Raw genomic sequence first — 17,332 nt, forward strand, 5'->3', positions numbered from 1 at the left:
TTAAAAACTGGCGAACCATGGTTATAGAGACCACAATCCGCCTGCTTTCTTGGGAATTTAATTATTATTAATAAAAGAAATGATTTGCACGAGATTACCTGCGACTTGGTAAGTTAACCCCAGCATGTAAGTTCCTTTCTCCTCGTTCGATAGGTCAATAGTAAACACATCCGGATTAGCAGCCCATTCCTTCATATCAAACACAATTTCTTTAGATGTTCTAGTGTTTCTTACCCCAGCGGAATTAGGGATCACTTTGCTGCCATCGAGCCCTTTCACCAGATTAGCTACTTCAACCACAGGTCCCTTAAATTCTCCTACCTCTACCACTTGTGGGTCGGCCAATAAGCTCGTTAGTTTAGTTAACCCTTGTAATGGGGAGAAATCTGTAATTTCATTTCCAGTAATATCAAGTGTCTCTAGGTTCTTTGCGTACTGCAAACCTTCCAAGGATCTGACTCTTCTGGTTTCGCTGGTTAACGTTGTAAGGCTATACATATCCCCTAGCGTTAGTTCTCCAGTTACGCCCAATGTAGTCTTGATCGAAGCACTTAAATACGGGTCCGCCACAGTAATCACTTGCGTAAGATCTATTTGGACCAAACCTTCGGTTGCTTGTTGCAACGCTGCTACAGCTTCGTCTACTTCACTTTGCGTAACAGAAGAGTTAACCAACACTGTCTCTGCTATCGAGAGGCTGGACGTAAATGCCGCGATGCTCTCAGGTGTGAAGCCTTCTAGAGAAATTGCTTTAGCCGCTGCAATCGCCTGTTCAAGATCTCTAGTGAATAAGTGATCTCCATTCGCGAAATGTAGTTTGGCTCCACCCCATGTAGCATGGTCAGATCCGTTGCCATTTCCCCCGTCTGTGACGACTAATTTCAGTTCTTTTGCTTCATTAATATCCAATTCGATGAATTTCTGCGGATCTCTCGAACCCATGACCCCACTATCGAATTTCTTCTCTCCATCGACAAACACCTCAAAGCTCACCGAACCAACAGAACCGTACATTTGTCTATCTACACCTACATAGGAAGTGAAATAGTCCACGTTTTTGTCGCTTAGATCGTATACAATCGTCGAGTTAGAGTGCGCTCCAATTCCTCTTTCATAGGACACTACCTGATTGTTCTCATCTGTTAATCTCAGCGTATTGGCACTAATAGATTTATCCTTCAAAGGTGCAGTATAGCTGTTCTGAGTAGAATTCCAGTCGTAATCCGTCAGGTACGTAAAGTCCGTCATGTCTACTACGGCTATCGTTCTAATCTTCGTGGTCGTATTTCCATCACTATCTGTTACTGTGTAAGTGATTGGATACTTTCCAGCCCGGTTGAAATTAACCTGCTCTAGGCCTGTGACCTTCACTTGAGCCGTCAAGTCACCGTCTTCCGAATCCATTGCCGAATAGCTTTCATTGATATCAATCGCTTGGCCCACTTTGGTTGAGACAGATTTAGATATGGTAAGCTCTGGTGTATTGTTCAAGATCATAAACTTCGCATCAGCAAAATCACCGTGATCTGAAGCATTTCCGTTACCTGCATTATCTAACACCAGCTTCAATTCACTTACACCCTTAACAGGTATCCGCGCAAGCTTGGCTTCTGTAACAAATTTCATCAGTCCGCTGTTATAAACCTCTGCCCCATCGGCAAAGATTTTGAAAATTACACTGGAGTTGCTCTGCTCAGGGATATTTCTATCAACCCCTACATACGTTTCAAAATATTCATAGTTTGCACCCGCCAGATTATACACGATTTCAGAGCTGGCATGGGTTCCTAAGCCCTTAGCGAACTCTTTGACCTCACCATTTACCAGCAGTTTAATCGGATTGTTAGAGCTAGCCTTATCTTTTCGAACCACATTATAATCCGTTTTTGCCGATTGCCAATCTACATCACTCAGGTATTTACTAGCGCTGTATACAACAATCTTTCTGGCCTGCACAGCGGAGTTTCCATCTGAGTCTGTAACTGAAAACTCGACGTTGTAAGTCCCTGTTTTGCTTGATGTGAATCCATTGGATTGTACTTCAACGGCTCCAATTAAATTACCATCTTCCGTATCAAAAGCTGTTACATCGCTCAACACATCAAATTCGCTGTTCAGCTTAACGAAGGTTGTCTCTTCCGGCACTGTAATGATAGGTTTGCTTGAATTATTCGAGAACTTCGCATCGGCCCATACCGTATGGTCTGAAGCATTGCCATCCTTAGCATCTGTTGTGACCAGCTTCACCTCTCTTGCGCCAGTCACTGGGATTTTCACAAATTGATGTTCTGTTCCTGCCCGGAAAACATCACTCTCAAATTTCTGTTCTCCATCCACATACACTGCAAAAGTAGCCGAGGAAGGTTTCCCTTTCATGGCCTGATCGATCCCAATGTAGCTTTCAAAGAAGTCGTAACCCTTACCTTCAATATCGTAAACTACCTCAGAGTTGGCATGAACACCAATCCCTTTCGCGTACGTCGCAGCCAATCCTTGGCGAACAAGGGTTATGATTCCCCCGGAAATAGCTTTATCTTTCTTTAATTCACCCCAGCCTACAACGACTGACTTGGCATTGAGATCGGAAATATAGGCGTAGTCGCTCGTTACCGTAACCTGTGTGGTTTTCGTTTCCGTAACCCCTTCGCTTTTCACTTCATATACAATTTCGTAGTTGCCTTTTTGCGTTACATCAACGTTATTGGCTTTCAGAGAGACATCCGCAGTAATATCGTTTCCTAGATAGTTAGCCGCTTTTACATAGCTCATCGGATCAAAGGTTTGATTAAGCTTTAAAGTGAGCTGATCTTCAACAGACAAGGCTGGCTTAAAGGCTTTAATCTGTACGGGCTTCAGTGGGTTCAGCTTTTTATCATAACCGACGATCTTGTACGTATAGTTGATACTCGCATCTACATTCTGATCCACAAATTGGTCAGTTCCTGTAAAACCAACTAACACATCATTTCTATACACTTCATATCCTAAAAAGTCTTGCTTAAGCTCTTTATCTATACTGAAACTTAACGTGTTCGTTCTAGCCGTGGTGTTAGGTGTGATATTAACCTTAATGGCCAGATTTTTATCCACTATTCCAGTTCCCTCATAATTAATCACCGAGTTATTTAAATACCATAACTTTTGCGGTGCCGGATACTTGGCTACTTTCGCTTTTGTCTCAGGATTCACAGTGAAGCCATGTCTGGCAAAATAGCTGCTTAAATCTAATCCCAGTACTTCGGAGGAGAACTCCACCAAATACTGCTGCTTGGAATTGTCACCGTTGGGAAGGGTGACCTTCCGCTCCCGATATAGCTTGGTCAGCTCTGTCCAGTATCCCGGATGTGCCAGCTCCAGCTGCCAATAGGCTCCGAGTTGTGCAAATAAGCCCTGCTGATTCATTACCACTTTATTTTCTTCGAGGACATATTTATAGATATCTGATTCATACGGTATACGATTATCTATCGAATTCGCCGCGACAGACATAAACATAGACACCATATTATTAGTTACTTCGCCATATTCCCGTTCACCCATAGCCAAGCGATGCCCAATTTCGTGATTCAGTCCCCAGCCCGGATAAGCTTTGTTAAAATCACCTAACATGGTTCCTACTGTTCCAAGTTGGATCCCTGTATGATCTCCCGCTGCATACATCGCACCATAAGGCTGCATCAATCGAATATTCTCACGAATTAGCTTGGCATCATGAATCTCACTACTGCCATCCAAGCCATAGAAGGTAAAAATGCTTTTCATCCAGGTGTCATACCCAGTTACGGTATCCAGCGGGTTATTTCCTTGCGTAATAAATTTGTTGTATGCTTCAGTCGCAGTTCCTGTAAAAATAACATGATCGCTGGCCATTTCTACCACATCGATAAGTTTGCGATCTTGAACATTTGGATGAGCCGCTTTATCTTCGTCCAGTCTTTGTTTGTATGTGATTAAGAAGGTTTTGAATTGCTCTGGATCCGTGGTCTTGGTCATAAAAGGAATCTTTTCTAAACCTTCGAAGCGGATCAGTGGCGCCTTCCCTTGCTCCTCAGCTGTATAGGGATTTACGATATAAACGGTGCCGCCCTTAGTTACATCATGAGCATAAGCACTAGTCGTTGCAATTTCAGGTACAGTTATAGTGTTCTTGCCCGCACGCAATTGTACGCCCCTAGCCCAACTATTCCAAGCTCCCTCTTGTTGAGAAAAGATCAAAGAAGGCAACTTATCACCCGAAGCAGCATCCACATAAACATTGATGGTCTCGCCAGGCATTGCCGCAAGTCCTGTAGGCTGGTTGTTCGTGCCGAAGCCTATTCTCAGGTTTTGCTGAGCATGTTTATTCATATCTCCACGCTGCTCGGCCTCTATGATGGTACCTTCGGTTTGAACCTCGCCATTAACCAGCTTCTTAGCTAGTTCCAATGAATCTTTAAGGATTGGATAGAGCGGATGTACTTTTGCCGCTTCCTCCAATTCATTGATTTTTGCAACGTTATTATAAGCAGACACAACCGCACTCATCGTTCCATCTGTGAAAATACCATTTACAGCTTCGCTTACTTTATCTTCTGTATAAAATCTAAATTCAGCCGCAAAAGGTCTGTTAATATTAGCTTTTGTGAACTTAAATTTTAATCTTTTAAACTTCGTCGGTTCGAATTTAAATTCCAGAAAATCATTGGTACTAATCGCGGTTCCGCTAGATACAAGTTGGAAGGTCTCTCCTTTACTCGTCTCTGATGCATAGATTTCAAAAGCCTCTGGGAATCCTTTGCGGTTATCTCTAGCCAAAAAAGCCACTCTGTCCAGCACTTCCGCTTGCGCTAGTTCAAACACGACTTCATTCGTGAAGCTTGCATCATTGTTTTTGTTCGTTTCCCAATGCGTAGTGGGCTGGTCATCCAGCATATATTCAGGCTTCGTACCTGGGTAGCTTCCACCGTTCACCGTTACTTTTGATACGTTTGCATTTGGCATTCTATAAGCTTGGCTATAGGCATTTTCATAGGCTGTACCATACCCTTTTAGCTTCGAAACCTTGGCTGCTGTTACCTCTACCTGATGGTTCTCCAAAAGGATCTTTGCATTCTCTATCTCTTCTTTAAACTGCGCATACAGTGGATGTGCTTGTACTTCATTTTCTAAAGCTGTTAATTTCTCTGCCGTATCAAAGGCTGTACTAACTTGGCTCAAGGTATCATCTGTAAATAAATTTTTCATTTTAGCAGAGACACTATCCTCTTTATAAAAAGAAAACTCAGCTGCACTCGCCCAATCCTGGTTTGCTTTTTTGTAGACAAATTTAAGTCTCTTAAAGGCCGTAGGTACAAACTGAATCTCCACTACATCACCGGTTGAGCCTGTATATTCCCCAGAAGACACGAGTGTGAAATCGCCCGCATCTGTAGTGGAGCCATAGATATCAAATTCTTGAGCAAAGCCTTTACCCTTAGCACCGGATTGCCTAGCGGCATATACCATTCTATTTAATTCAGCGGACTCATTGAAAACAAACACAACCTCATTCGTAAACGTTGAACTATTCGGTTTGCCAGTCTCCCAATGCGTGCTCATATCCCCATCCATAGCCTTAGCTATAGGTGAGCCTGAGTAGTTGCCACCGTTATTTGTGATGGTTTTAATATTTGCTGGATTCATTCTAAAAACCTCATTATAGGCATTTAGAACATCCTTGCCGTACAGCTCAAACGGAATAACCGAAGCGTTGCTTAATAAGTTGACCTTACTTTGCGCGACTGTTTTTGTTACCTTTACCTTGCTTGCCTCACTTGCTAAAGCATAACCTGCCTCACTCGAAAAACTGGCCAACATGGCCGCCGATGTAGCGATCGCAATCATTTTCTTCATCTCTTCTTACCCCCAGATGTCATATGAATCTCTCCAGTGCCCAAAAATGGGCACAAAAAAAACTACCCCAAAAGAGTAGCTTGATTGCGTATAAAGTCGCCTAAAAATTAAGACTTAATTTTTATTAAACCTTAACAAGCATAAACGCCTTCGGCGTCCTTATAAGGACGGTAAGCGTTTAAGCGAGAAATATAAGATATTAAGTATAGGTGTATAACTTATACTTTCTTATATTTTAACAAAAAGCGTTACACACTCTTTGGCAGCTGGCTGACAATAGTTATGATAACCTTAGTCCCTATAGCTTTGCGTCCCTACATTTCCATAGGTTTGCCTATGAAGTTTCGAATACATTCAAAGAGTAACATAAGCCTAGATCTGATCGCATGATTAATTGGTATGAAATGAGTATAGGTAATTGCAATTAGTTTTTCTTATGTGATAGATATTATTTATCGAATATTCCGGAAGAGAATGGGATCCTTTAGGACTGGAGGTCTACTTAACTCCCCGATCCGAACAAACGCCGGAACCAATTCCACACATCGCCCGTGATGGGAATTAATCCGAAACCATGTTCGCCAACTGCGATTACACCATATGCCCATTGTCCGATAGCTATGGCACCCCCAGCGATCCTGCCTATCGCTATCGCACCAAACGCCGTATCCCCTATGGCGATGGCCCCCAACGCTTTTTCCGCGATTGCGATCGCTCCTACAGCCACTCCTGCAATCGCAATCGCTCCCACTGCGAAGCCAAGCCAGCTAAGTGCTATTGCTCCGATCGCTAACCACATTCCCAGTGATATTGCTCCTAAGGAAAGTACGCCCACGCTTATCGCACCTATGGAAATCAATCCGACAGCTACATCTCCAATAGCGATTAAACCAACGGCTGTCTTTACACGGGGTTTACTTCCATGACCATACTTTTGACCTGAGTATCGCCCTAAATTACTACGAATACTGATGACCGGAAATGAGGGAGAAGGCCATTGATAATCAATTTCTCGTCCATCAAAGCCCCTAGAATCCGCCCAGCGCGTTACAAATTGATGCCATTTCATATCCATCCCGTCCCCCTTTTCAAATTACCTAAATTATACAACCCCGGGGGTTGGCTGTACTCAGACTCTGACCTGAAATTCATCTCATCCTCTGGACCGATATATACTCATTAGGATTACTGTTTGGGAATAGGATCAGGCTTTCCAAATAAATATCCCTGAAACAACTGATAACCACTCTGCTTAAGCCATTCAAAGTCCTCTCTAAACTCCACACCTTCTGCTAAAGGAACAGATTGGATTTCTAAAGCCTTTTCTAAAAATTGTTTAGCTATTTTCTGTTTGTTCGGATCACTGGACACGCCTTGAACATATTTCATATCTAACTTCATGTAATGAGGTTTAAGCTCCAATAACATCTCGATTGTGCTGAAGCCTTCCCCAACATCATCTAAAGCGTATTCAAATCCCCGATCCTTGTAATATGTTAAAATAGCTTTCAAATGAGCGAGATCATCCACTTTCTCCGTTTCAACAACTTCAAAGACAAAAAGAGAGGGATCGACACCTAATTGATTAGCCAATTCAACCGTTGATCTTAAGCAGAACTCTGGAGCGTAAATTGATGTAGGGATAAAATTAATAAACGTTTTTTTATTTAAGGGCGCAGCATATTTTACGGCAGTCATTCTACATAACCGGTCTAAAGCATATAAACGCCCACGATTCCGTGCTGCCGCAAAGATCTCATTAGGATAGATAAGGGATCCATCTTCTTTTTTAAATCTCGATAAAAGCTCGTATGCAAAAATCTCTTCCCTTACGTTCACAATCGGTTGGAAGTAACAAGTAACAAGACCCTTAGTGATAACCTCATCAATCCACTTCATATCCATTACAGTAGACATCTCGGATAGAGGTCTCCATGCTTGGTCATCTATACGAAATTCAATTTTCCCGGACTCCATATGATCGTTACAGAAATCTAGAAGATCTCGCGCTTCAGCTTCCTTAATCGTAATCACATTTTCTTCTAACTTATGTATCGTATTACTTCTACTCAAGTGATGAATAACCTCAGGTAAAACCCTAAGATTAAGCTCACCATGAGGCTTGATTTGAAAATTCAGCTCTCTTACTACACAATGATTACAAGCCATATTCATAACCCCTTTAATAATCGATTCTCTGAAAAAGATCCCGGAACGGCTCTTCTCAATCGAAATCCGTATACTCCAGTAAATATGTCGCGTCTAACACGGTGATCTGCTGATGTTGAATCTCAATAATCTTTTGCTCTTGCAGATCTTTAAGCACAAGGGTAGCCGTCTCCCTTAACGTTCCGATCATATCCGCGAACTGCTGATGGGTCAATCGAAGATCAATCCTCTGTTTGCCTTGCTCCTCTACTCCAAATCTTTGGTATAGTCTTCTCAGCGTAAATATCGCACGCGCTCTCGCATCATGAAATTTCATTTCATGTAATAACCGATTCGATAAAAATAAACGGTCCATTTGCAGCAGCATCAATTGCTCCTTAATCAACGGGTAATCGGCAAGCATCTGCTTAAAAAGCTCATGTTTAATCTCAAATAATACAGTATCATTCATAGCCACCGCAGACAGCACTCTTATATTGGAGGGATGGATCACTTCCAGATCGCCAAAGAAATCGCCTTTTCCAAAAAGATCTACGGTATGCTCTTTCCCTTTCGTGGTAGCGTACACCCTTATAATCCCCGAATAGATAATGTAGGCATAATCCCCCGGATCTGTTTCTGCAAACACCAGGGTCCCCTTAGAATATGCCTTATAAGTGAATAATCCTGAGACCGCCTCGATCTTCTCCGAGGGTAAACCTTGAAAAAAGCGAGTGCCAGTCCAAAAAGAAGCTTCCATCTCATTATTCCTTTCTAACACATTCCATAGTTTTGTATGCCAACATACTGATAATAAATCATCATCCTGTTATATTCTATCGTAACGTTGTCACATAGGCTTGATGCCAATACAAATTACAAAGGAGATCCATTCATGAAATATAATTTTGACGGAAAAGGACTTATTGAAACGCCAGATGTCGTGTTTGAGAGCAATCCGCTACTAGAACTGAGCATGTACAACAATCATATTAAAGAGATTCCCGATCAGCTCTTCCTTCATGACGAATTAGAGGTACTTAATTATGCGGGCAATGAAATCGAACAGTTATCCGAGAACATCGGTCGCTTAGTTCACCTAAGAATGCTGGATTTAGGCCATAATCGGCTGAAGGTGTTGCCGGAGAGCATTGGCGGATTGCAGGGGTTGGATTCTTTTCTATACCTAAGCAATAATCAGTTCGAACAGCTGCCGGAGCAGCTCTGTATTCTCCAGAAACTTAAGTATCTGAACGTAACAGATAATCATCTCAAGCAATTGCCTGCCCGTATAGGCGAAATGAGCAGTCTGATTGAATTGCGGCTTTATTATAATCAGCTAGAATGTTTACCTGATTCGATCACACAAATAAAAGGGCTAAGAGAGATCCATCTCTATGGTAATCAACTGGTCATGTTACCAGAACATTTGGGTGCTATAGAAGAACTTCGGATACTTGATTTAAGTGATAATCGAATCACTAAGCTGCCTTCATCTATCGGTAATTTAAGCAAGTTAAGAAGACTGAACCTTAGAAAAAATAAACTTAATCAGCTTCCTGAGGAAATAGGTCAATTAAGCAGCCTTGTTGAGCTTGATTTAAGAGATAATAATCTGCAAGAAATCCCGGATTCGATTCTACAACTTGGACGATTAGAGAAACTGGATTTAAGATGGAATCACAGCTTAAGAAGAACAGAATTATTAGAGCAATTAGAGCAAAGAGGATGTATCGTTTATAAATAACAAAAAAGCCTCCGATTAAAGAAGCTTTTCACTCAAATCCATAATATGCGTAACGCGATTTCTCCCCTGTTCTTTCGAAGCGTAAAGCGCATGGTCAGCTTTTTCCAGAAGAGTGATGTCTGTATCGGTTGCTTCAAAAGTAGCTATGCCGACGCTTACCGTAACCCTGCCAATCTCCCAAGTGGAGCTGGCAATGAATTGCCGCAAATTGTCCGCTATAGCCTTGGCATCCGATGAATCTATATTAGGCAGCAGAAGGATAAACTCCTCACCACCATACCTAGCTACGATATCTTCTTTACGAGATTGGGATTTCAGGATACTCGCCAATTTCTCCAGGACATAATCACCCATCTGATGACCGTAGGTATCATTCACATTTTTAAAGTGATCAATATCTAAAATACATAATGAAAAAGGCGCCTGATCACGGTGATACGCTGCAATCTGCTCTTCCAGCTTTTCTTGCAGGAACCTTCTATTCTTTAATCCAGTAAGCTTGTCTGTAGTAGATAGCTCTACTAAAACGGCATTCATCTCCAGCAATTCAGCTTGCTTTTGCTCGATTTCAAGGTGGATTTGTTTGAGCTTTGCCAGCGCCTGATCTTTTTCCCAATAGGCCTCTTCTATTTGCTTCTTCGCAGATCGTAACTCTAGCTCATAATCAATACGTTTGCCCATCTGTACGAGAATACAATCAATGACCTCTACACCTTCACACTCGAGGCGTCTACCATTTAACAAGTAAGGGACGGCTTGTCCCTTGCTGTCCTTCAAATTGATAAATAGCTCTTCTACATGTCCATTCAGATTGATAAAAGGATAGAAGTATGAATGAAAAATAAGCTTGTTCGCCGTAGACATGATAGATTCAAAATGTTTATTTACCAAATCAACCTGCTGATATCCCATCCCATCCAAAAAGGTTTGATTCACATTGAGGATCATTCCTTCATGGGTAATGGAAACATATCCGCACGGCGCATATTTTAACCGGTCATCCATTGTCTAAATATCCTTTCAACACCATAATCTTCTCCATCTCACCTAAGATACTCATTAATCAAAGTAATGGTCTCCTGTGGATGGCTAATATGCGGATAATGGCCCTTGGCCTCCATTAACCGGAACGTACTATTATTCAAGTGTCTATGTAAATATTCTCCTACTTCTATAGGAACGATACTATCATCCGAGCATTGCAATATGAGTGTAGGCACTGTCGCTTTAGGCAGATCTTCTCTATGATCCGAAAAAAATGTAACTTCCGCAAATTCTCTAGCGATAATAGGGTCGGCCGAAATAAAACTTCGTTCCAGCTGTTTAGTCAACATTGGGTCAGGGTTATTCATCGCAAGTGGAGCCATAAAGCTAGCCCAGCCCGCGAAATTCATCTCCATCATATCCAGAAGCTCAGTAATATCACTTTTTTCAAAGCCCCCGAAATAAGCATCTCCCTCATTTAAATAACGTGGGGAAGGTCCGATCATAATCATTTTATCAAAATAATCCGGCCGCTCGATTGAAGCAAGCAAACCGATCATAGAGCTAATAGAATGGCCTATAAAAATAATATCCTTGAGTTCAAATGTTTCGATGACATCTAGTACATCCTGTACATAACCATGGAGAGTATGATATTTATCCGATGTATATGCGCTTAAATCTGAATGGCCTGAGCCTACATAATCAAATAGAACGATTCGATACTTTTTCTCAAATGATGGCGTAATAAACTGCCACATGCTTTGATCACACCCAAATCCATGCGCAAAAAGGATAGTTTTTTCTCCTGCTCCAATGACTTTTACATGATTCCGCACCATAACATCGTTCATTTCATATAACTCCTCTATAGTTAGCATTCTCTCTATTTTGCAGGGTTCCCCTGGAAATATCAAGCGTATAAAAAACTCCGCTAGATTAATCTCTAGCGGAGTTTTATGTAGCCTCCCGTTTGGGTCATCATTTGGCAAAATGGTAGCGTGCTGGGGTACCTCTGCGTTTAATCCGATCACATTTTGTCCGAAAAAATGGGTTAGCGGACCGAGCAGACCTTAAATGCGCCATTATTACACATTTGGATTACTAACGGACTCCACTGCAGCTATTGGCGCGAAAACACCAATTATGGGCCGATTTATATGAAATAGCGTCTCTGGAGTCCGAATCGCTTCTCAAAAGGCTGAAAATTTGCGAATAACGCCATCTGGGTCCCTAAGACTCCGTGGATAAATTGTTGAGGCAGAGGTAGACAACCAACATTTAGAATGCAGAAGTCCAACCCGCATCAGCAGCGATGATAGCTCCGTTCACAAAACTGGAATCATCCGAAGCCAGGAATAACGCAACTTGTGCGATTTCTTCAGGTGTACCTACACGAGGGATCACAGCCTGTGTTAATTGTGTACGGCTCACGCCGAATTCATTTATATTTTTCATTGAAGCACTGATGTTTGTGGCAGTAGCTCCCGGTGCGATAGCATTACAACGAACCCCTTTGTTGGCATACATAAAAGCTGTGTTTTTCGTCAAGCCTACTACAGCATGTTTAGAGGCAGTATAAGTTGCTCCCGCATGGGCACCACTTACGCCACCTGTAGAAGCGGTATTAACGATAACCCCTTTTCCTTTTTCCAGAAAAATAGGCATTGCTTTACGAGTGGACCGCATTACACTTTTGGTATTGATATCAAAGATAAGATCCCATTTCTCGTCGCTAATGTCGCCAACTGGCTCAAACCCATCCATAATACCGGCGTTATTAACAAGAATATCTAGTGTTCCGTATTCTTTTACTGCGGTATCAATCATGCTATCGATATCTTCAACTAGGGCAACATTTACTTTCAGTGCCTTAGCTACTCCACCATTACTGTTGATCCCTGCAGCTACTTGTTCTGCACCTTCGAGATTAAGATCGGCTACAATCACTTTCGCCCCTTCTTTAGCGTACAACTCTGCGATAGATTTCCCCATACCTGATGCCGCCCCGGTAACCACTGCAACTCTGTCTTGAAGTTTCATGTTGGAAGTCTCCTTTACGTTTATCTATAATGTAAATATCAATATATAAAATCTCTTTAACGCTTAAAATTTATACTACTCAAGTTTAATCCTCTAAAATTTAACTATCAATATACAAATGGGACACCAAATGTTCATAAATATATATAATGCAGGATTCTGTTCAAATAGGATTAGAAAATAGACAGTTAGGTGGTCTTCTGTTGCTTAAAAATAATCGGAGAACTAGCAAATCGCGTAAAGAGCTTAAAAACGCATTGATATTAATCATGGAAAAAAAGAATTTCCGCACCATTACGATAACCGATATCGTTACCCTTGCCGATTTAAACCGCGGAACCTTCTATAAACATTATCAAACCAAAGAAGAACTTCTGAATGAGCTAATTGATGATGTGTTGGAGGATTTAATTAAGGCTTATAAAGAACCCTATCTTCATACCGATAAATTTATAGTTAGTGAGCTGACCACCTCGAGCATCAAGATTTTTGAACATGTGGTCTCTTACTCTAATTTTTATACCATCATTATAAATTCCAATGTTCTGCCAGGGTTCCAAAATAGGATTTGCGACCTCTTAAAGGAGCTCACCAAGCGGGACTTAGTCGCAGTTAATAACACTAATACCAATGTTAATATCGAATTGTTTTCCAGTTATACCGCCTATGCTCTATTTGGATTAATCATAGAATGGGTAAAAGGCGGATTTAAATATACAGCTAACCATATGGCAGAGCAGCTGATTGAGATTCTGTCTTTTAATTCACATAATGTGATCATCAATACTTCAAATCAACCGATTAAACAGAATTCCATCCCTGTTAACGGCGACTGATTTACCTCAAACTATCAAAAGCCACTCCAAAATAATGCTGGAGTGGCTTTTGATATGCAATTTATAAACTAAGGTCTTCTGTTTCCACCACCGCCACCTGGACCTTGATTAGTGTTTGCGGTTGTTACTCCTGATTCATTTAGCCAAGTTACGCTGCTGGTAATTTCGAACGCTACTACTTTTGTTCCTCCTGTGTATTCACCATCCGTATACAGTCCGTTCGCTTCACTACCAGTCGAGGTACCTCCCGAGTAGAGGGTGTAAGAACCTCCGTCCTTCAGATCCGGTGAACTAATCACCACCGTTTGATAGCTCTTCGAAGGAGCAAAGGTCAGGATTGTGTTGCCTTCGCTGTCCTCTAGATGAACCAAGGTTCCAGCCTCCTGGGTCTGAGGGAAAGTCATGCTCACTGCATGTTGGCTAGAGGTGTCAGACGGTGCTTGTGCCATGCCCGAACTTCCCGCAGCCACCAAAATTCCTCCACTCTGTTCAAAGCTACCGTCGAAATCAAGTGCACCGTTACCGCTATTGGTAGGTCCATTGACAATAACCGTGCCACCCGACATTGTGATGGAGCCGTTCGAATCCAGCCCGTCACCTGAAGCATCCACCGTTAGTGTTCCTCCACTAATCGTTAGCATATTGCTAGCAGAATCGCTGAATTGATCCTGCTCCTGAGGGCCGCCGCCTACAGTCGCCTCATCGTTACCTCCTGCTACATTCACTCCATCATCAGAAGCAACCACATGAGCCTCGCCACCGGAAATCTCGATGTTTGCTCCTTCAATCCCTTCGTAGCTCTTCGTAATATCAATTTTGCCACCAGATATCGCCACCAAGGCATCCGCATGGATTCCATCGTCGCCAGTTTTGATGTTGAATTCTCCATCAGCTATAGCAATGTTACTGTTGCTGTGCACTGCATCATCAGCAGAATCGATGGTAAAGGTTCCGTTGTTTAAGCTAATATCTCCTCCAGCCTTCAATCCTTTAGTACTTGGTGTTTCCGATTCTGTAGTTGTTGCCGTTGTTGTCGTTGTTGGTGCTTCCGTTGTTGGTACCTCCGGTTTTGTTTCTGGCATCGTCTCTGGTTTTGTTTCAGGTATTGAGGTTCCTGTTGTTCCTGGTGCTTGATCCCCTGTTCCCTGACCTCGGCCACCTCTCATGCCCATACCTTGCCCTTGATCACCTGTTTTCACTTCACCCTTCTCGTTGCCCCCACCCGTAACTAAGGTGTATGTTCCGCCATCTATTACAAGTGAAGTCTCAGCTTGAATTCCATCATTACCAGCCGTAATATCAAATGTTCCTGCTGCTATTGCTATGAAGCCTTTGTCCGTCTCAGTATCGTTGGTTGATTTCATACCATCGCCTTCTGCCGTTATGCTGATATTTCCGTCTTGTACAGCGACAAGATCTTTACCTACAATCCCGTCATCGGCAGCCTTAATTTCAATAGTGCCACCCATAATTTTCAGATCGTCCTTGCTCGTAATTCCGTCATTATAGTTAGCGGAAACAGACAGCTTCCCGGTACCATTAATCGTTAAATCCGCTTTACTGAAGATAGCCGCACTTGGTTCATCTGTAGTTTCATCGGCATACACGTAAGTTGCTCCATCAGATACGGAGTTCTCCGTCCCGTCTTCCAAGGTAATGATTACTTTGCCCGCTTCTTTAATATCAATTGCAGCACTATCGCTGTTCGTGATGTTCACACCGTTCAGTACCAAGTGCACACTACCTTCATCCTGATTATTAACTACAATCTGTCCATCACTCAGCTTACCAGACAGCACATAAGTTCCTGCTGCAGTAATTGTCACTGAGCCATCCTTAGACTCAGCCCCGGTGCCGTCAACAAGCGCACTTGTTCCAGCCAAAGCAATTTCCGTCGATTGGTCAGCCGTCCAAGTTGTATTAGAATCCTCTTCATCGAACGTCACCAGATCGGACAATTTGGCGCTTGCCAGTTGTACTCCCGTGGCAGCCCCGTTCTGAGTTATCGTTGTTCCCGAGGCTGCTGCTGTACCCGCCGCTTCAGACTGTGTTGTTGTGGAATTGGTGCTGCAAGCCGACATAAGTAATGCACACAATAGCAAGATTCCTACTTTACTTCCGGTTATATATTTATCCATTTTTCATCCATCCTTTCGTTATCTTAATAGTCATTAACAGTTGGAGTCATGGTCAGCGAGAGGTCTAAATTACCGTTCCGGGTACGAATCGCATCCAAAAATTCCTTCTGGTTCACAGCCTCACCCAGCGTTACAGCGTAGACCAGCTCATATAAACTGCCAAGCTCAGTTGTTCTAATCTTTTTAAGCTCGTACCCAACATTATATTTATTGAATACTTCAGCGAAGGCTTCCTCATATCCCAGACTCTCCGGGATGGTTACCTTTAATGTTTTTTGCGACGTTGTTCTTACGCCAAAGTTAGTCCGGTTAAGGATAAACATAAGGGCACATAGGATAAGGGTGAACAAAACTGCATATCCAAAGGAACCCACTCCGCAGGCAAGTCCAGAAGCCATGGTGAACAAAACAAATGTGATATCCTTCGGATCGCCCGGCGCACTTCTAAAGCGAATGATGGAGAACGCCCCGGCAAGACTGAAAGCTCTGGCAACATTACTGCCGATAAGCAAAATGATGATTGCCACAATTACGGGCAGCAGTACCATCGTCAGTGTGAAGCTTTGCGAATAGCCGCTGGCATTCGTCTTCATATAGGTGTAGCTAATGATTCCGCCAAGAACAATAGCTATAAAAATAGTTAGCAGTGCGTTGGTAAACGTTAACTCTGTACTAGTTGCTACGGTAAATAATGAATCAAGCATAGAGGGCACTCTCCCGTTCTGTTTTACTGTTCTTCAGCATTTTTTTATATTCGTTGCCGTACTTAGAGAAGCTTGTACGGTACATTTGATGCTCTGAGAGCATTCTGGCCAGCCAGACCGGAATCGTGTTCTCAGCCTTTACTTCCATAAGCCACTGCCCCGGCTCCAGCAAGGGTTCGCCATGAACACCCTGCTCCATCTTCAGATCGTACCGGCGGCTGCGAATATTTGTATCGAATGTAATTCTTAGATCGCGATTGTTTTTACAGAACAATGCTTTTCGGTCATAAGACAGATACACCTTGGGCTGCAAATCATAGCGTGTCAGAAAATATTTGATCTCTTCAATCACCTGTTTATTCATGTAATCCTTGAATTCCGGTTCCATACCGGTGGCGACAAAATCATAAGCCTCGTTTAATTTAAGCGACGTTCTTCTTTTATTAACAAGACCAAATACCTTCTTCTTGATTTCCAGATACACCTTCGTATCTTGATTTGGAACACCGTAAGCTCTTAAACGAAGCTTCTCTTTGTACTTGGGCTTCGCAAGACTGTTACGAATCAGGGTGTTGTGCTCCGTGTCATAATATAAGTTGGTTATGGAGTAAAACTCATGTTGCTTGTTGAAATCGTCCAGTTCCATGTATTCAAGCAATTGGTTATAAAATTTATAGTAGGCTTCGTTGTCCAACAAATATTTGTTCTCATAACGGTTGAATACCTCAATCGCCATATGTGATCAATCCTTTCTGTTTATCGTTGTCTCGTGTGCTTATGAATGTATCTTAGATCCCAAACCTTTAATGAATCTTAAATGGTTTTACAAATTATTGATTATCTTTTACATTCCCTTAACAC

Annotated in this window: 12 protein-coding genes and 1 riboswitch; of the genes, 2 read left to right on the forward strand and 10 right to left on the reverse strand. The window is 42.3% G+C overall.

Going from position 1 to position 17,332, the window contains the following annotated elements; all coding sequences use genetic code 11:
* Nucleotides 1–57: 57 nt before the first annotated feature.
* From PODO_RS29020 to PODO_RS29035, 4 genes are all read right to left on the reverse strand, one after another.
* A complete protein-coding gene (locus PODO_RS29020) occupies nucleotides 58–5,871 on the reverse strand; it encodes an NPCBM/NEW2 domain-containing protein (protein ID WP_052097388.1) in 5,814 nt (1,937 codons plus the stop codon).
* Nucleotides 5,872–6,129: 258 nt separating this feature from the next.
* Nucleotides 6,130–6,216: riboswitch (cyclic di-GMP riboswitch) on the reverse strand.
* A gap of 157 nt (nucleotides 6,217–6,373) precedes the next feature.
* Nucleotides 6,374–6,946 carry a hypothetical protein gene (locus tag PODO_RS29025; RefSeq protein WP_244886409.1) on the reverse strand — a complete coding sequence of 191 codons (573 nt, stop codon included), beginning with the start codon at nucleotides 6,944–6,946 and terminating at the stop codon, nucleotides 6,374–6,376.
* A gap of 110 nt (nucleotides 6,947–7,056) precedes the next feature.
* Complete coding sequence (locus PODO_RS29030; RefSeq protein ID WP_038573834.1) at nucleotides 7,057–8,040, reverse strand: EAL domain-containing protein; 984 nt, start codon at nucleotides 8,038–8,040, stop codon at nucleotides 7,057–7,059.
* A gap of 55 nt (nucleotides 8,041–8,095) precedes the next feature.
* A complete protein-coding gene (locus PODO_RS29035; RefSeq protein ID WP_038573836.1) occupies nucleotides 8,096–8,779 on the reverse strand; it encodes a Crp/Fnr family transcriptional regulator in 684 nt (227 codons plus the stop codon).
* Nucleotides 8,780–8,914: 135 nt separating this feature from the next.
* On the opposite strand from PODO_RS29035, the gene PODO_RS29040 reads away from it, so the two are divergent.
* Nucleotides 8,915–9,766, forward strand: coding sequence for a leucine-rich repeat domain-containing protein (locus tag PODO_RS29040; protein ID WP_038573837.1), 852 nt, complete (start codon nucleotides 8,915–8,917; stop codon nucleotides 9,764–9,766).
* A gap of 15 nt (nucleotides 9,767–9,781) precedes the next feature.
* Here the strand turns inward: PODO_RS29040 and PODO_RS29045 are convergent, their stop codons facing one another.
* From PODO_RS29045 to PODO_RS29055, 3 genes are all read right to left on the reverse strand, one after another.
* On the reverse strand, nucleotides 9,782–10,771 hold the full coding sequence (locus tag PODO_RS29045; protein WP_036682276.1) for a sensor domain-containing diguanylate cyclase: 990 nt from the start codon (nucleotides 10,769–10,771) through the stop codon (nucleotides 9,782–9,784).
* Between the two features lie 38 nt (nucleotides 10,772–10,809).
* Entirely contained in the window at nucleotides 10,810–11,604 is a 795-nt protein-coding gene (locus PODO_RS29050) for an alpha/beta fold hydrolase (RefSeq protein WP_036682278.1), read from the reverse strand.
* Between the two features lie 427 nt (nucleotides 11,605–12,031).
* Nucleotides 12,032–12,793, reverse strand: coding sequence for an SDR family oxidoreductase (locus tag PODO_RS29055; RefSeq protein WP_038573840.1), 762 nt, complete (start codon nucleotides 12,791–12,793; stop codon nucleotides 12,032–12,034).
* Between the two features lie 269 nt (nucleotides 12,794–13,062).
* On the opposite strand from PODO_RS29055, the gene PODO_RS29060 reads away from it, so the two are divergent.
* Nucleotides 13,063–13,629, forward strand: coding sequence for a TetR/AcrR family transcriptional regulator (locus PODO_RS29060; RefSeq protein ID WP_063829811.1), 567 nt, complete (start codon nucleotides 13,063–13,065; stop codon nucleotides 13,627–13,629).
* 68 nt (nucleotides 13,630–13,697) lie between these two features.
* Here the strand turns inward: PODO_RS29060 and PODO_RS29065 are convergent, their stop codons facing one another.
* The 3 genes from PODO_RS29065 to PODO_RS29075 are packed head-to-tail and all read right to left on the reverse strand — an operon-like array spanning nucleotide 13,698 to nucleotide 17,207.
* Nucleotides 13,698–15,767 (reverse strand): carbohydrate-binding domain-containing protein, encoded by a 2,070-nt coding sequence (locus PODO_RS29065; protein WP_038573842.1) that lies wholly within the window; start codon nucleotides 15,765–15,767, stop codon nucleotides 13,698–13,700.
* A 23-nt stretch (nucleotides 15,768–15,790) separates the two neighbouring features.
* Nucleotides 15,791–16,471, reverse strand: coding sequence for a DUF4956 domain-containing protein (locus tag PODO_RS29070; protein WP_036682284.1), 681 nt, complete (start codon nucleotides 16,469–16,471; stop codon nucleotides 15,791–15,793).
* A complete protein-coding gene (locus PODO_RS29075) occupies nucleotides 16,464–17,207 on the reverse strand; it encodes a polyphosphate polymerase domain-containing protein (RefSeq protein WP_036682286.1) in 744 nt (247 codons plus the stop codon). The genes PODO_RS29070 and PODO_RS29075 overlap by 8 nt, the downstream gene beginning before the upstream one ends.
* Between the last annotated feature and the right edge of the window lie 125 nt (nucleotides 17,208–17,332).

The organism is Paenibacillus odorifer, assembly GCF_000758725.1.
In the GTDB taxonomy this organism is placed as follows: domain Bacteria; phylum Bacillota; class Bacilli; order Paenibacillales; family Paenibacillaceae; genus Paenibacillus_AQ; species Paenibacillus_AQ odorifer.

Bases quoted from the DNA above. Each gene is read 5' to 3' on its own strand.
- PODO_RS29020 (WP_052097388.1), bottom strand. From the start codon at position 5,871: ATGAAGAAAATGATTGCGATCGCTACATCGGCGGCCATGTTGGCCAGT.
- PODO_RS29025 (WP_244886409.1), bottom strand. From the start codon at position 6,946: ATGGATATGAAATGGCATCAATTTGTAACGCGCTGGGCGGATTCTAGG.
- PODO_RS29030 (WP_038573834.1), bottom strand. From the start codon at position 8,040: ATGGCTTGTAATCATTGTGTAGTAAGAGAGCTGAATTTTCAAATCAAG.
- PODO_RS29035 (WP_038573836.1), bottom strand. From the start codon at position 8,779: ATGGAAGCTTCTTTTTGGACTGGCACTCGCTTTTTTCAAGGTTTACCC.
- PODO_RS29040 (WP_038573837.1), top strand. From the start codon at position 8,915: ATGAAATATAATTTTGACGGAAAAGGACTTATTGAAACGCCAGATGTC.
- PODO_RS29045 (WP_036682276.1), bottom strand. From the start codon at position 10,771: ATGGATGACCGGTTAAAATATGCGCCGTGCGGATATGTTTCCATTACC.
- PODO_RS29050 (WP_036682278.1), bottom strand. From the start codon at position 11,604: ATGAACGATGTTATGGTGCGGAATCATGTAAAAGTCATTGGAGCAGGA.
- PODO_RS29055 (WP_038573840.1), bottom strand. From the start codon at position 12,793: ATGAAACTTCAAGACAGAGTTGCAGTGGTTACCGGGGCGGCATCAGGT.
- PODO_RS29060 (WP_063829811.1), top strand. From the start codon at position 13,063: ATGGAAAAAAAGAATTTCCGCACCATTACGATAACCGATATCGTTACC.
- PODO_RS29065 (WP_038573842.1), bottom strand. From the start codon at position 15,767: ATGGATAAATATATAACCGGAAGTAAAGTAGGAATCTTGCTATTGTGT.
- PODO_RS29070 (WP_036682284.1), bottom strand. From the start codon at position 16,471: ATGCTTGATTCATTATTTACCGTAGCAACTAGTACAGAGTTAACGTTT.
- PODO_RS29075 (WP_036682286.1), bottom strand. From the start codon at position 17,207: ATGGCGATTGAGGTATTCAACCGTTATGAGAACAAATATTTGTTGGAC.